The sequence below is a fragment of the Bordetella genomosp. 8 genome, assembly GCF_002119685.1.
Classification (GTDB): domain Bacteria; phylum Pseudomonadota; class Gammaproteobacteria; order Burkholderiales; family Burkholderiaceae_B; genus Bordetella_C.
On the sequence record NZ_CP021108.1, the window covers coordinates 4916963 to 4932704 of the forward strand.

Here is a 15742-nt window from a genome sequence, read left to right on the forward strand (position 1 = left end):
CGCGGCCGCCGGCCCGGACCGCGACGGGCGGCCCACCTTCCTTCAACAAAAACCAGGGAGCAACGGCCATGCAGTGGTTTTTTGAGTTTCTGAAAAGCAGCCCCTACATACTGTTGTTTTTCACCGTTGGACTGTCGGTATGGTTGGGGCGGGTGACGATCAAGGGATATGGACTGGGCATGGTCGCCGGCGCGGTGATCGTCGGCGCCGTGCTCTCCATATGGGCGTCGACCTATGGGGTCAAGTTGCAGCTGGACAACTTCGTGCGGCTGCTTTTTTATTACCTGTTCATGTACGGCGTGGGACTGCGTGTCGGGCCTTCCTTCATCAATAGCCTGGGCCGCGACAGCATAGGCTTTACTTTCCTGGCCATCCTGGCGCCGGTGCTCGGCCTGACCCTGGTCGTGCTTGGCGTGAAATGGGCGGATCTGCCGGTGGGCACCGCGGGCGGCATCCTGGCGGGCAGCCAAACCATGTCCGCGGCCATAGGGTCGGCCGAGCAGGCCATCTCCGATGGCGTCGTCAACCTGCCGGCCGGCATGACGCGCGAGGCCGCCACCGGGATGATCGCGCTGTCCTACGGCATTACGTATATCTGGGGCACGGTGGGCATCATTCTCATCGTGAAATACCTGCCGCGCTGGTGGGGCGTGGACGCCAGGGCCGCCGCCCGGAAATACGAGGACGAAGTCGGTGTGCGCAATGTCGACGACGCGGGCCTGTCCGGCTACCGCGCGGGCGGGTTGCGCGCATACCGGCTCGAAAACCCGCAAACGGCGGGGATGAGCATCCGGAAATTCCGTGAAGCGAACCCGGAGTACCGCGTCGTGAACGTACGGCGCGGCGACCAATCGCTGGGCGCGGACGCGGAGCTGGTGTTGCAGCAGGGCGATATCGTGGCCTTGGGAGGACGCCTGGAAGTGCTGACGGACAAGATGGGCCTGATCGGCCCGGAGGTCGCCGACCCGAAAGCGCTCAATGTCCCGCTGGATCAGGCGGAAATCCTGGTCACGTCCAGCGACGTCGTGGGCAAGCCGCTGAAGTCCTTCCGCGACGCCGACATCGCGGGCCAGGTGCAGCTGACCAAGATCGAGCGGTCCGGCGTGCCGGTGCCGATGGGCCTGGAGACCACGCTGAAAAAGCGCGACGTGCTGTACGTCACGGGCCTGAAGCCAGCGGTGCAGCAGGCTGGGAAGTTGTTCGGAATCATTGCCCGGCCCAGTACGGCAACCGATCTGCTGACGCTGGCGAGCGGCATGATACTGGGCTTCCTCATCGGCAAGATCGAGTTTCCCGCGTTCGGGAGCAAGGTGGGGCTGGGTAATGCCGGCGGCCTGCTGGTATCGGGCATTATCGTGGCGTCCATTTCGTCGCGGCTGCGCTTCTTCGGCAGCACGCCGAACGCCGCGCGCAATATCCTGGAGGATCTCGGCCTGGTCGTCTTCGTGGCCATCGTGGGCCTGAACGCCGGCGCGACGCTGCTCGAACAGTTGACGGGCGCGATTGCGCTCAAGATATTCCTGGTCGGTTTCGTCGCCTGTACCGTGCCCCCCTTCATCGTCTGGGCCATCGGTTACCACCTGCTCAAGACCAATCCCGCCGTGCTGATGGGCGTGACCGCGGGTGCGCGCAGCCATTCGGGTCCGTGCCGGGAAGCGGCAAAGGAAATCGACAGTTCGGTGCCTTGGATGGGCTTTCCTGTCGCCTATGCGATATCGGGCGTGCTGCTGACGATATTCGGGTACTTCGCCATGCTCATGGCGCATTGAGCAATGCCTGCGGCGCGGGAGCCATAGATGTCCTTGGACTGGCTGGTCATCGTCTTGCGCAAATCGCCTGAGCTGGCGATGTTCCTGGCCGTTCCCATCGGCTATGTGCTGGGCAACATCCGGTTCGGCTCCCTTTCGCTCGGAACCGTGACGGGTGCACTGATCGCCGGCCTGGTCATCGGCCAGGCCGGCGTCGACATCAACCGGGAATTGCGCTGGAGCTTCTTCTACCTGTTTCTGTTCGCCAACGGCTACTCGGCTGGGCCGCAGTTCTTCCAGGCCCTCAAGCGGGATGGCGTGAAGCCCATGGTGCTATCCCTGGTGGTCGTGGCAACCAGCGTCTCGCTGGCGGTGGCCATCAGTCGCATAATGGGCCTGGACGCAGGGCTGGCCGCTGGCGTGTTCAGCGGCGCGCTGACGCAATCGTCAGCGATGGGTACCGCCACCGACGCCATCATGAACCTGCCCGTGTCACTGGAAATGCGTCGGATATTGGTCAGCCACGTCGTCGTGGGCGACGCGCTGACCTACGTCTTCGGCGCCATCGGCGGCATAGTCTTCATCAGCATCATCGCGCCCAGGATATTGCGCCTCGACCTGCGCCGCGAGTCGGCCTTGCTCGAAGCCCAGTACGGCATCAAGACCGGGGTGGAAGGCCTGCTCTCCGGCTACCAGCGATTCGCGGTCCGGGCGTACGTGGTCGCACCGGGAAGCGCCATGACGGGCCGGCGGGTCGACCAGGCCGAGCGTGGGGCGGGCGAACATCGTTATTTCGTCGAGCGCATCCGGCGCGGCGGGCACGATATCGACGTCCGGCCGGACGTCACGCTGGCGGACGGCGATGAGCTCGTGCTGTACGGCCGCACGGAGGCGCTGGTCTCGGCCGGGCCGCTCTTCGGCCGGGAACTGCACGAACAGGAATTGCTGGACTTCCCGATCTGCATCGCCAAGGTCATCGTCGCCAATTCCGCCCTGATCGGTCCGACCCTGCAGGAGCTGCTCACCGACAAGACCCTGAACGTGCGCAGCGTAGGCATGCGTTCCTTGACGCGCGGCGGACAGGACATCCCCTTCGGCACATCGACCCGGCTCAGCCGGGGCGACGTGGTGGAACTCATAGGCCCCACGCAGGCCGTCCAGCGCGCAGCGAAAGAAATCGGCCATCCGGTTCCGGCCAGCAGCGCGACCCGGTTGTCGACGCTGGGGTTCGGGATAGTCGTCGGCATCGTGATGGGGCTTCCCTATGTCGATATCGGCGCGTTCAGGCTGACGCTCGGATCCAGTGTGGGCGTACTGCTGGCCGGCCTGCTATGTGGCTGGTTGCGCACGGGTTGGCCCCGGCTGGGAGAAATACCGCGACCGGCCCTGGATTTCATGACGACCTTCGGCCTGGCCGTCTTCGTGGCGGGCGCCGGCCTGCAGGCCGGGCCAGAATTCGTCCATGCGGCCATGACGCTGGGGCCGGGCATCATCCTGGCCGGCGTGATGCTGACCTTGGCGCCCCTGGTGGCGGCTTTTCTGGTGGGGCGCCATGTGCTCAGGATGAATCCGCTGCTGCTGCTCGGCGCGCTCGCCGGCGCCCAGACATTCACCGCCGCCCTGGCGGCGGTACAGGAGAAAGCGGGGAGCAAAATCGCCGTTCTCGGATACACCGTGCCCTACGCCACGTCGAACATCCTGCTTACGACGGCGGGCGCCGTCGTGGCGACGCTGGCGCACGGTTGAGAGCCGCGATGACCTGCGCGATGTCGGCGCTGACATTCGCGAGCGCGCGACTGTGCGCATCGACCAGGGCCTCGTAGTCCTGTCCGCGCACCGACTCTTGTATGGTGGTAAGCCCGCGGCCAGGCGCGGCGCCGTCCGGCGGACGCACCGTCCACAGCGCGACGATCGTTGCGGCTCGACCCTGCGCGGATTCGAAGGTCTGCACATCCACCGACACGTGAAAGGACTGTTCCTGTCCCGCCCATTGCGGCGAGGTGGAGACCACTCCCCCCGGGAAGGTCCGTGCCAGATCGGCCGCCAGGACACCCGCGATCTGCTGTTTCAGCGGCTCGGCCCATCGGGCGAATTCATCCACCCTGACCTCGGCGGGCCCGGTCCGCAATACCATTTGCTGCCGGTCGACGATCTCCGGCACGCGGACTTCGTCGATGACGATGGACAGGGTCGCGGCATCGAACATGTGTACGCGCGGCGCATCGCCGGCCGCGGCTGGCTGCGCCTGGGCGCCATCGCCCCTCTGTGCATGCAAGGTGTAGAAGCGCGCGGGCGGCGAGGATGCGCAGGCGCAAAGCAAGACCACCAGGAGTACCGGGGCCGGACGTGGGCATTTCATGGTCGGGGCTCCGCCTTGCCACGCACCAAGGCCTCGGGGTGGCGCTCCAGATAATCGGCCAGTGCGCGGAAGGCGGCCGCCGTCCTGGAAAGTTCGCGCATGGTTTCGGTCGTGCTCTGCGCCAGTGACGGGACGGGCTGCATGGACCGGCTGGCCGACTCCAAGGCGCTACGCGCCGCCACCAGCGCGGCGCGCGCGTCGGGCGCGACATTCCTGGACAACGTTCTCATCAAGGCACTGGCGTCCTTCATGGCCTGGCGTACGTCCTTCGCCAGATCGTCCAGCGGCAGGCGGTTGACCTTGTCCACGATGCCCGTGATCGAGTCCTGCAGCGACTGCAGGTTGCCGGGAACGGTAGGCAATTCGGGGCGGCCGCTTTCCCAATTCACCGTCGCCTTGGGCGCGTTCGGAAAGAAATCCATGGCGACATAGAGTTGCCCCGTCAGCAGATTCCCCGTCCGCAACTGGCCGCGCAAGCCATTGTCCACCAGCCAACGCGCCATCTCGCGGGGATCGTCGCCCAGACGTCCGCCCCCCTTACCGGATTCGTAGCGCGACGTGAAGCGCTCCGGATACAGCTTGACCTCCACCGGAATACTGAATTCCCGCCTGGCCCGATCGAATCGCGTGTAGATGCCGGACACTTCGCCGATGACGATGCCGCGGAAATCGACAGGGGCGCCGATGGCCAGCCCGCGTACCGATTCCTGGAAATTGAAGACATAGGTGTCGACGATGGCATCCTTGCGCTGCATCGCCTCGGCGCGATTCTGGAACAGCTGGAATTGCGTGTCCGCATCGGCGGCTTGCGCGTTGGCCGCCGCCGGCGGACTCTGGAATGCCAGTCCGCCGCTGAGGATGGCCACCACGGATTCCGTGTTGACCTTCACGCCGCTCGCGTCCAGCGACACATCGACCCCGCTGGCGTGCCAGAAGCGGGTATCGACCTTGACGTAGCGGTCGTACGGCGCGTTGACGAAGATCCGTACCGTGACGCCATTGCCCGCCGGGTCCAAGGCATAGGACACGACTTGCCCCACTTGCAGGCGACGGAAGAAAACCGGCGCGCCGACGTCGAGCGAGCCCAGGCTCTCGCTCTTGAGCACGTATTCACGGCCGGGGACGTCGCTGGTGAATACAGGCGGTTCCCGCAGGCCCACGAAATCGCGGCGTTTTTTCGTCTGTGAGCCACTGTCCATGGCGATGTAGGCGCCCGAGAACAAGGTATTCAGCCCCGATACGGAACCGCCAGAGATGCGCGGGCTCACGACCCAGAAGCGCGTATCGTCCACCAGCAGGTTGGCGGCGCTTTTGGCCAGGTCCGCCGTCGCGATGACGCTTTTGTAGTCCGGTGCCAGATCGACGCCGTTGATGACGCCGATATCGACGTCCTTGAACTTGATCTTGGTCTTGCCAGCCTCCAGGCCCTCTCCCGTGGCGAAGCTGATGGTGATGGTCGGTCCTTTTTCCATGATCGATTGCACCGCCAGCCAGGCTCCGATCAGCACCGCCACCAGCGGCACCACCCATACGAGCAGCGCGCCGCGCCGTGACGGCGGCCTGGTCAAGGCTTCGGGAAGCGCCGCATGGTCCTCGGCGCCTGGGCGTACTCCAGGCGGCTCAGGCATGGACGTTCTCCGTTCGGTCCCAGAGCAGACGGGGATCGAAGGCATGCGCGGCCAGCATCGTCAAGACCACCACGGCGCCGAACGCAATCGCCGCCGGTCCTGCCTTGATGGTTGCCAGCGCGCTGAATTGCACCAGCGCGACCAGGATGGCGATGACGTAGATATCGAGCATGGACCACGGTCCAACGACTTCCAGAACGCGGTAGATGCGTGTGCACCTCAGAGGCATGCGCCACCAGCGGAATTGCACGGTGACCGCCAGGAATCCCAATGCCAGGATCTTCAGCATGGGCACCGCAATGCTGGCGATGAAGACGATGATCGCCAGCGGCCAGGACCCCGAGACCCACAGGTAGACGACGCCGCTCATGATGGTGTCGTTCTGCGCGCCGAACAGCGAACTGGTGTACATCACGGGAAGCACATTGGCCGGCACGTACAGGACGATGGCCGCCAGCAGCAAAGCCCAGGTCCGTGCGATGCTTGCCGGCTTGCGGAAGTGCACGCGGGCCCCGCAGCGCGGACAGTCGCCATCGTGCGCGCCGGGCGACGGCCTGGAAAGCAGACCGCACTCGTGGCAGACGAACAAGCCCGCCGCCGCGGCGGTCGGCGCGGCAACTCCTGTTTCTCCGGCGGGCGCGGCTGCCGCCACGAGCCCGGCGCCGGATGCCGGCCGGTCCTGCCGGCCCGCCTGCCGCATGGCGGCGATCCGCGCCCATGCATCGTCCGGATCGAACGCCAACGCCATGGCGACGATGAAGACCATGGCCGCGCCCAGCGTCCAAAGCCCGATGCCCGGCACCACGCTGGCCAGGTGCACCAGCTTCACCAGCGCGACGAGGATGCCCAAGGTCAGCACTTCGGTCATGCTCCATGGACGGGACGACTGCAGGATCCGGAAAGCCAGGTGAGGACGCGGCGGTACGCGCCGCACGCGCAGGGGAAGCAGCAGATAAAGCACGGCCAGGATCCTGACCAGCGGCATCAACTGGGTGGTGATGAGCACCAGCGCGGCGATCGGCCACATGCCGTCCAGGTACAGCAGGCGTACCGCGCCGAACAACGTGGTCTGGACGATGTTGCCGCTGACTTTCAGGCCCAGGATGGGAAAGGCATTGGCGATGGCAAAGAACACCAAGGCCGCGAGCGCGTAGGCCAGCGATCTGTCCATGCTGTCCGGAAGGTTCCGATAGAGCTCGGCGTTGCAGCGGCGGCAGCGGGCGGTGCCGCCCGGCGGCGGCGACGACGGGCGCTGGAGCAGATCGCATTCGTGGCAGGAAGCAAGGCCGGTGCTGCTCATGGTGTTTCATGTCCGGTTGCCGCCGGCCAGGTTCCGGCGTCGCTATTCGTCGCCATCCGACCGGATGGACGCCTTGATGGCTCGGATGAATACATCGTCATTGAAAGGCTTGCGCAGATAGGCTGCGGCACCGCCCGACAGGGCGTGCTCGCGGACGTCCGCCTCGTCATGCGCCGTGATGAATACCACCGGAATGCCGCTATCGGCCAGCCGCTGCTGCACCTGCAGCCCGTTCAATCCTGGCATCTGCATGTCCAGGACGATGCATGCGGGCCGATAGGACGGAATCGATTCATAGGTCTCCAGAAACGCGTCGCCCGTCGCAAACGTATCCGCCGCCACGCCGACGGAAGACAGCAGCCGCTTGATTGCGCGGCATACCGAAGCGTCGTCATCCACGATGGCGACGAGCGGCTTCGCATTGTTCATGGGGAAGGCTTCCCTGGTCGGTGCCGCGCACGTAGCGTAAACGACGTTGGCCCTAGCTTAGGTCGGCCCCGCGGGGCCCGGTATTGGACCTTGGTCCAAGTCGTGGATGTGCCCGCGGGCGCACATGAGACGATGCGGCTCAGGGCCGCTCGAAAGCGGCCGGCAGCGCGACGCCTGCCTTGTCGGCGGCGCGCGCCAGCTCGACGAGAGTATGGACGTTCATCTTTTCCATCACGTGCGCGCGATGCACCTTGATGGTTTTCTCGGTAATGCCCAGCTCGTAGGCGGCCTGCTTGTTCAGGCGCCCCTGTACCAGCAAGGCCAGCACTTCGCGCTCGCGCGGTGTGAGCCGGTCCAGGCGATGCCGAATCAAGTCCTGTTCCGCCCGCTTATGCAGGTCACTCGCCGCACGGCATAGCGCCTGGTCCACCGCGCGCAGCAGCGCGGATTCCTCGACCGGCTTGGTCAGGAAATCATTCGCGCCCTCTTTCATGGCCTGTACCGTGGTGGCGACGTCACCGTGTCCGGTGATGAAGATGATAGGCAGCGGGGCGCGCGCGGCATTGAGTTCGCGCTGCAGATCCAGTCCGCCCACGCCTGGCATGCGGACATCCAGGACCAGGCAGGCCGGCGTGCGGCCGTCATAACGGTGATCCAGGAACTCGGATGCCGAGTCGAAAGTCATTACACGATGGCCGGCGACGGCGATCAGCCGGGCCAGCGCGCAGCGGACGGCGGCATCGTCGTCCACCAGGAAAACGACGCCCGCGGCGGCGGCCTCGCGCCGGGCGGGGATCGAAGCACAGCATTGCACCTGCCAACTCAGGTCCGGCTGGCGCTCCGGCGCCGCCCCCGCATAATGGCCGGTAAGGTGAAATGAATCGCCGCGCCCTGCCCCTGGTTCTGTTCTACCCATATGTGGCCCCCGTGCAGTTCGACAATCGAGCGGCTGATATACAGGCCCAGCCCAAGGCCTTCGCGCTTGGAGGTGACATAGGGCTTGAAGAGCCGAGGCAACGTATCGCTGGTGAAGCCGCAGCCGCGGTCGCGCACGGTGATACGCACCGTGCCCTCATCGGCCATCATGGCTTCGATGGTCACCATCCGCTCGGGCGACGGCCGCGGCGCCAGCGCTTCGAAGGCATTGAGGACCAGATTCAAGACGACTTGCTGCAATTGCACCTTGTCGCCGGACACCGGCGGTAATCTCGCGGCGACGTTCACGGAAAGCCGTATGCCTCGTACGATCGCATCGCTATGCAGGAGCAGCACGACGTCATCGATGAGATCCGGAAGGTCGACGGGCTCGGTTTCACGGTCGCCGGGCCTGACCAGCAGGCGTATTTTCCGGAGCACTTCACTGGCGCGCCGATTGTCCTTGACCAGGTCGTCCAGGATCTCGCGCAGCGCGTCCAGGTCGGGCGCCATGTCGATGAGACGCTGCGCCGCTTGTACGTTGCTCAGTATGGCCGTCAGCGGCTGGTTCAGCTCATGGGCCAGCGAGCCCGCGAGCTGCCCCAAGGTGGACACACGGGACAGATGAACCAGCGCGCATCGATTGCCATCCAGTTCCTGCTGCACGGTCAGGTCGGTCACCGTCATCAGATAGTCGCAGGCCGTGCCCTCGGACGGCCGCGCGACAGAGAGGCGTACGGAAAACTCCGTGCCGTCCATGCGCCGGGCCACCGTTTCGCCGTCGGTGTCCGACGCCCATCGCGGCAGCAATGCGCCGGCCGGGGTGCCGTTCAAGACTTGGAGGGGATAGCCGAATAGCGCGGCGGCGGCGGGATTCGCGTGGAGGATCGCCTTGTGCCGATCGGCGCAAAGCACGGCGAACGGCAGCAGGTCCAGGATCGCGTGCAGGTTGTCGTCATCGCACGGAGCCGTGCGGCGCGCCGCTGGCGCGCCCGGCAGGCCGACCGACATTTCGCCACGGTGCATCCGGGCACCTGAGCGCCGGCTCGGGTTGGTCCTTGACGCAGCCGGAGAAACCTTATCGTTGGAGATAACCATCAGGTCACGCTCCCGTGTGGAGTCCATCCAACCGGAGCGGGGACACCGTCACCGGGGAGCCGCCGCTGCCATGGTCCAGCTGACGTACAGCTTACGCCCAACCATGGTGCAGGTAAAGGTCCGACGAGGATTTAGCCTATGAGACACCATCCGCGAACGGTGCGCCCCGCCTTATCGGGACGCCGGCGCCGCGGATGCGGCCTCCGCCGCGCCCTGATCTGCCGCTGGCGCCACGACGGCTTCCTCGCCGCCGCTCATTCCGAGCTGGCTCATTTGCTCGGCGTCCTCGACCCAGCCGCCTCCCATCGCCTTGTAAACCCTGACCATGGCCGCGAACACGTATCCCTGCGTCTGGGCATAGGCCAGCTGGGCGTTGAACAGGCTACGTTCCGAATCGAGCACCTCGATGTAACTGGTATAGCCCCCTTCGTAACGCAACCGGGCCATATGCGCATAGGTGCGCAGGGCGTCGACCTGCCGCCCTTGCACCACCTGCGCTTCCTTGGTCTTCTGCAGGCTCACCAGTGCGTCGGAGACCTCCTGGAACGCGACCTGTATGGCTTTCTCGTACTGGTACAAGGCCTGTTGCCGCTGCGCTTCGGCCTGCCTGACCTGCCCCGCGATGGAGCCCGCCGTGAAGATCGGTACGGTCGCCGAGCCGACATAGCTCCATACCTTGGACGGCCCGGTGAAAAGGCTGGAGAATTGTCCGCTCGCGGTACCGAGCAGGCCCGTCAATGAGATCGACGGAAAGTACAGTGCGCGCGCCGCGCCGATCAGCGCGTTGGCGGCGATCAGGTTCTGTTCGGCTTGCCGCAAGTCGGGCCTGCGGACCAGGAGCTCCGACGGCAAGCCGGCCGGTACGACAGGCAGGACCAGCCCGTCCAGCCCGCGGCCTCGTGCGATAGCCGCCGGATTGTGGCCCAACAGCACCGACAGTGCGTCCTCCTGTTGCGCGATCTGCATTTCCAGCTGCGGGATAGTGGCCAGGGAAGCCTCGTATTCGGAGCGGCTCTGCGCCAGCTCCATCTCGGATACCTCGCCGTACTGGAACCGCAGCTCGAATACGTGCACCGATTCCGCCCGGCTTTGCGTGGTTGCCCGGGCGATGTCCAGCTGCCTGTCCAGCGACAGCAGATTCACGTAACTCGAGGCCACCGATGTCACCAGGGTCAGTATCGTGGCGCGCCGCCCTTCTTCCGTGGCCAGCAGGGCGGCGCGCGCGGCTTCGGTCTGCCTCCGGAGACCGCCGAACACGTCGAGCTCCCAGGACGCCGACAACGAAGCGGAAAACCCGTTGAAGACCGTGTCGACGCCTTCGGGCCGGCCTGCCGCGCCGAGCGGCAACCGCCGGCGCTGCGCATCCACGCCAGCGCCGATTTGCGGGAACAGCAGGGCGCGGGTGGTCTCGAACTGGCCCAGGTATTGATCGACGCGCGCCGCCGCAATCTTCACATCCTTGTTCTCCGCCAGCGCAATGGTGATCAACCCGTTCAGCTGGGGATCGCCAAACTGCGCCCACCAACGCGTATCCACGATCTGCCGTGCATCTTTATCGCTGAAACGGAAAGACGCGGGCACCGGCACTTCCGGCCGCTGGTAATCCGGTCCCAACGTACAGCCGCCCAGCGCGACGACAATGACGACCGATGTGGCCAGGGCGCGCATGTCAGTCACCAGGATGCTTGGCGGTCGGGCCCAGGGCGGTCCCGCCCGCCCCGGTTCCGCGCGGCTGCGCCGGCGGGCCGGCGGACGGCGGCGCCACCGGCGAAGCTTCCGTATCGGACGCCGGCCCGGGCGTCTTCTTGCCGCCCCCCTTCCGCTCCGACATTCGTTCGAGCACATAAAAGAACATCGGGATGAAGAAGACCGCGATGACAGTGGCGCCCAGCATTCCGCCGATCACGCCCGTGCCGATGGAATGCCGGCTATTGGCCGATGCGCCGGTCGCGATGGCCAGCGGCACGCAGCCCAGGATGAAGGCCAGCGAAGTCATGACGATGGGGCGCAGACGCTCCCCCGCCGCGATCAGCGCTGCATCGTGGACGGACTTTCCCGCCTCCCGGTTCAGTACGGCAAACTCGAAAATCAGGATCGCGTTCTTCGCCGCCAACGCCACCAGCATCGTCAGCCCGATCTGGAAATACACGTCGTTATCCAGCCCGCGCAGCATGGTCGCGGCCAGGGCGCCGAATATCGCGAAGGGCACCGTCAGCAGCACACCCAGCGGCAGACTCCATTTCTCGTACTGCGCCGCCAGGATCAGGAAAACCATGATGAGGCCGAAGGCGAACACCAGGGCCGACGTGCCGCCGGCCTGCCGCGCCTCGAAAGCCTCTCCGCTCCATCCCGTACCATAGCCCGCCGGCAGCACTTCAGCGGCCACAGCCTCGAGCGCGGCGATGGCCTGCCCGGTGCTGTATCCCGGCGCCGCATCGCAGGTGATCTTGATCGCGGGGAAATTATTGAAGCGTGTCAGCAGGTCCGGACCGGTGACGAACCGGCTGGTGACGACGGACCTGAGCGGCACCATCGTGCCTGTCTTGCTGCGAACGAAAATCTGCTCCAGGTCCTCCGGCCGCAGCCGATACGGCGCGTCGGCCTGCAGAATGACTTGCCACAAGCGGCTGGACCGGTTGAACTGCGAAACGTAAAGCGAGCCGAACATGGTCTGCATGGCGCTATACACTTCCTCGATCGGCACGCCCAGGGTTTCCGATTTGTCGCGGTCCACTTCCACCTGCAGCTGCTGCGACGATGCGTTGAAGGTGGAAGTGATACGTGCCAGCTCAGGCCGCTGCCTGGCCTTCGCGATGTACTGGTCCACCACGGCCGCCAGTTGAGTGATGGTGGCATCGCCCATGCTCTGGATCCACATTTCCGTGCCCCCCGTGGTGCCCAGGCCGGGTATCGCGGGAGGGTTCACCGGCAGAATGATTCCTTCCTGCACCTTGGAAAGATTCTGGTATGCGCCTTGGATGACGGCGCGGGCGTTCTGGGTCTTGATGTTCGCAGAGCTGTAGCGCTCGTCGAAGCCCTTGAAGCCGATGAAGAACGTCGCCGCATTGTTCTTGTTCTGGTTGTCCAGCAGGCTGTAGCCGTCCACCATGGCGACACTGCTGACGGCTGGCTGCTGCAGGAAGTAATCGGTGACGTGCTTCGACACCCCGCCCGTGCGGTCCAGGCTGGCGGCGTCGGGCATGATGACCGCGCCCAGCAGGTAGCCCTGGTCTTCCGGGGGCAGGAACGACGTCGGGACCGCGCGCATCATGACCACCGTCATCGCCACCATGCCGGCGAATACCAGCAGGCCGATCAGGAAGTGCCTGATGACTGCCCTCACGGCCGAGGAATACCGTTCGGTCATTCGCGCGAATGCATTTTCGAACCATCGGAAGAACCCTTTTTTCTCATGATGGCCCGGCTTGAGCAGCAAGGCGGCCAGCGCTGGCGACAAGGTCAGGGCCACCACCCCGGAAATGATCACGGAGATGGCGATGGTGATCGCGAACTGCTTGTACATCTGGCCCGTGATGCCGCCCAGGAATGCCACTGGAACGAATACCGCGCACAGCACCAGCACGATCGCCACCACCGGGCCCGCCACTTCATCCATGGCCCGCTTGGCCGCGGACTTGGGGTCCAGCTGATGCACGGTGATGTTGCGTTCCACGTTTTCGATGACCACGATGGCGTCGTCCACCACGATGCCGATCGCGAGGATCATGCCGAACAGGGTGAGCATGTTGATGGAAAAGCCCAGGGCGAGCATGCCGCTGAACGTGCCGATGATGGACACCGGCACCGCCAGGATGGGGATCAGGGTGGCGCGCAGGCTCTGCAGGAAGACGTACACCACCACAACCACCAGCACCAGCGCCTCGAAGAAGGTATGGACCACGTCCGAAATCGAGGCTCGCGTGAACTCCGTGGTATCCATGGCGATGCTGTAATCCAGCCCTTCGGGGAAGGAGTTCTTCAACTGCGCCAGCATGGCACGCACCTGCTTGGATACCTCCAGGGCGTTCGCCCCCGGTTGCTGGTAGACCGCCATGACCGTCGCCGGCTTGCCCTGGTAGCGGCTACGGATCGAATAGTCCTTCTGCCCCAGCTCGGCACGGCCGATGTCGCGCAGGCGCACGATGGATGCCCCGCCGCTGGCCGCCCGGATGATGATGTTGTCGAATTCCGCCGGTTCGGCAAGCCGGCCCGTCGTCGTCACGGGAAACGACTGCTCGACGGGTCCGGCGGTCGGCGACTGCCCGATGCGGCCGACCGCGAACTGCTGGTTCTGATTGCTGACCGCTTTCTGTACGTCGCCCGCGGTCACGCCCAGTTGCGCCATGCGGTCGGGCTTGAGCCAGATGCGCATCGCATAATCCGGCGTGCCGAAGATGGCCGATTGGTTGGCGCCGGAAATGCGCTTGATGGCGTCCAGCACATAGATGTTGGCGTAGTTGGCGATGTACGTCGCGTCGTAGCGCTCGGTGGGCGAATAGATGGCAATCACCATCATGAACGCCGATGACTTTTTCTGCACCTGCACACCTTGGGCCGTTACGGAGGTCGGCAACTGCGGCAAGGCCAGGTTCACTCGGTTCTGCACATCCACCTGCGCCAGCTCGGGGTTGGTGCCGATCTGGAAGAATGCATTGATCGTCAGGTTCCCCGTCGAAGAGCTGGACGAATTCATGTAGATCATGTTGTCCGCGCCATTGACCTGCTGCTCGATGGGCGCGGCGACATTGTTGGCGACCACATCCGCGTTGGCGCCCGGATAGGTGGCGCTGATGGTGATCTGCGGCGGCGTGATCTCGGGGTATTGCGCGACGGGGAGCGCGAGCATGGCGACCGCGCCGGCCAGCGTGATGACGATGGAGATGACGGACGCGAAAATCGGCCGGTCTATGCAGTAATGAGAGATATTCATACGCCCGCCCGCTCAGTTCTTCTCGCGTTTGTCGGGAGGCGGCTCGATGTCCTTGTTTCCTCCTGGGCCCTCCAGGCGCGCTTCTCCCGTTATTTTCAAAGGCATGTCGGCTACGACGCGCAACGCGCCGTCGACGACGATGCGCTCGCCCGCCTTCAGGCCATCGGTGACGAACCAGTTATCGCCATGCCAGGTCCCGACTTCGACCACCCGCTGCCGCGCTTTCGCATCCGCATCCACCACCCAGACGAAATGGCTTTTCGAACCCTGTAGTACCGCCCTTTGCGGGACCAGCACCGCGTTCTGGCGCACGGCGCCGGAAACGCGCGCGCGGACGAATTGGCCGGGACGAAGGACGCCATCCGGATTCGCGAACGACGCGCGCACCAGGAAGGTCCCGGTCTGGGAACTGAAGGCCGGGTTGGCGAAATTGATGTGTCCGATGGAGGGATAAACGGTGCCGTCCGCCAGCACGACGCGGACGTCAAAGTCCTTGCGTTCGGGGAAGCGCAGCTGCCCTTTCTCGATCTGGTCCCGATAGGCCAGCAGCTCGTTTTCGGAAATACTGAAATTCACCCACATGGGGTCCAGCTGATAGATGTGGGTAAGCAGGCCGCCGGGACCGGCGGTGAGATAGCTGCCGTCCTGCTGCTGGGCGAAGCTGGACAAACCGGTAAGCGGGGACTTGATCACCGTATAGCCCAGGTTCAATTCCGCCGTCTGGACCTGTCCCTGGGCGGAGATGACGGCAGCCGCGGCCTCCTGCTCGTTGCCGACGGCATCGTCCAGGTCCTTTTTACTGATGGCGTTGGCCGCCACCAGCGGACGAACCCGCGCCAGATTCGCCTTCGTCACGGTCCACCGGGCCTGCTGCTGGGCCAGTTGCCCCTTCGCCGTCTTCAGCGCCGCCTCGAACGGTTTAGGATCCATCAGGAATAGGGTTTGTCCTTCCTTCACCAGATCGCCTTCCTGATACACCCGCTTGTCCAGGAAACCATCGACGCGAGCGCGGATTTCGACTTCCCGCGAGCTTTGCGTCTGCGCCGTGAATTCGAACTGGACAGGCGTATCCCGCTGCACGACCGTCAGGACAGTGACCGCGACGGGCTCAGGCGGGGGCCCGCCCGGGGGCTTGTCGCAGGCCGCCAGCAGCAGAAGGGTGGCGGCGAGCGCCAGGCGTATCCGGGCGTCCATGCACTCGCTCCGGGTGCCGATGCGCCCGCCCCTTGCCCGTGAAATGGCCATGTGAAACTCCCACTCGATACCTCGCGCGGCTGGAGCAGCACTGTCCCGATCGATCCTAGCCCCCCTCGGGCCGGCGGCCTATTGGACTTT

The 15742-nt window shown here is 65.0% G+C and carries 11 protein-coding genes; 2 read left to right on the plus strand and 9 right to left on the minus strand.

Translation table 11 applies throughout. The features are described from left to right. Positions 1-68 precede the first annotated feature (68 nt). Together CAL12_RS22255 and CAL12_RS22260 are read left to right on the plus strand one after the other, a co-directional pair. Positions 69-1769, plus strand: coding sequence for an aspartate:alanine exchanger family transporter (locus tag CAL12_RS22255; RefSeq protein WP_086066610.1), 1701 nt, complete (start codon positions 69-71; stop codon positions 1767-1769). A gap of 27 nt (positions 1770-1796) precedes the next feature. Further along, positions 1797-3494 carry a TrkA C-terminal domain-containing protein gene (locus CAL12_RS22260; protein WP_086066611.1) on the plus strand — a complete coding sequence of 566 codons (1698 nt, stop codon included), beginning with the start codon at positions 1797-1799 and terminating at the stop codon, positions 3492-3494. Here the strand turns inward: CAL12_RS22260 and CAL12_RS22265 are convergent. The 9 genes from CAL12_RS22265 to CAL12_RS22305 all read right to left on the minus strand — a co-directional run bounded on the left by CAL12_RS22265 (position 3451) and on the right by CAL12_RS22305 (position 15601). Beyond that, complete coding sequence (locus tag CAL12_RS22265; RefSeq protein ID WP_086066612.1) at positions 3451-4107, minus strand: PqiC family protein; 657 nt, start codon at positions 4105-4107, stop codon at positions 3451-3453. The genes CAL12_RS22260 and CAL12_RS22265 overlap by 44 nt on opposite strands. Next, on the minus strand, positions 4104-5735 hold the full coding sequence (locus CAL12_RS22270; protein WP_086066613.1) for a PqiB family protein: 1632 nt from the start codon (positions 5733-5735) through the stop codon (positions 4104-4106). Before CAL12_RS22270 ends, CAL12_RS22265 begins: the two co-directional genes overlap by 4 nt. Further along, on the minus strand, positions 5728-7035 hold the full coding sequence (locus CAL12_RS22275; protein ID WP_086066614.1) for a paraquat-inducible protein A: 1308 nt from the start codon (positions 7033-7035) through the stop codon (positions 5728-5730). The genes CAL12_RS22270 and CAL12_RS22275 overlap by 8 nt, the downstream gene beginning before the upstream one ends. A gap of 42 nt (positions 7036-7077) precedes the next feature. Beyond that, positions 7078-7464, minus strand: coding sequence for a response regulator transcription factor (locus tag CAL12_RS22280; protein WP_086066615.1), 387 nt, complete (start codon positions 7462-7464; stop codon positions 7078-7080). A 139-nt stretch (positions 7465-7603) separates the two neighbouring features. Next, the gene (locus tag CAL12_RS22285) at positions 7604-8278 is read right to left on the minus strand and encodes a response regulator transcription factor (RefSeq protein ID WP_232464599.1); all 675 of its coding nucleotides are present in this window, start codon (positions 8276-8278) and stop codon (positions 7604-7606) included. Between the two features lie 8 nt (positions 8279-8286). Further along, positions 8287-9477, minus strand: a complete 1191-nt coding sequence (locus CAL12_RS22290; RefSeq protein ID WP_198298300.1) for a sensor histidine kinase — start codon at positions 9475-9477, stop codon at positions 8287-8289. A 171-nt stretch (positions 9478-9648) separates the two neighbouring features. Then, positions 9649-11145, minus strand: coding sequence for an efflux transporter outer membrane subunit (locus CAL12_RS22295; RefSeq protein ID WP_086066618.1), 1497 nt, complete (start codon positions 11143-11145; stop codon positions 9649-9651). 1 nt (position 11146) lies between these two features. Then, positions 11147-14407, minus strand: coding sequence for an efflux RND transporter permease subunit (locus CAL12_RS22300; protein WP_086066619.1), 3261 nt, complete (start codon positions 14405-14407; stop codon positions 11147-11149). Between the two features lie 12 nt (positions 14408-14419). Continuing rightward, the gene (locus CAL12_RS22305) at positions 14420-15601 is read right to left on the minus strand and encodes an efflux RND transporter periplasmic adaptor subunit (RefSeq protein WP_232464600.1); all 1182 of its coding nucleotides are present in this window, start codon (positions 15599-15601) and stop codon (positions 14420-14422) included. Positions 15602-15742: the final 141 nt, after the last annotated feature.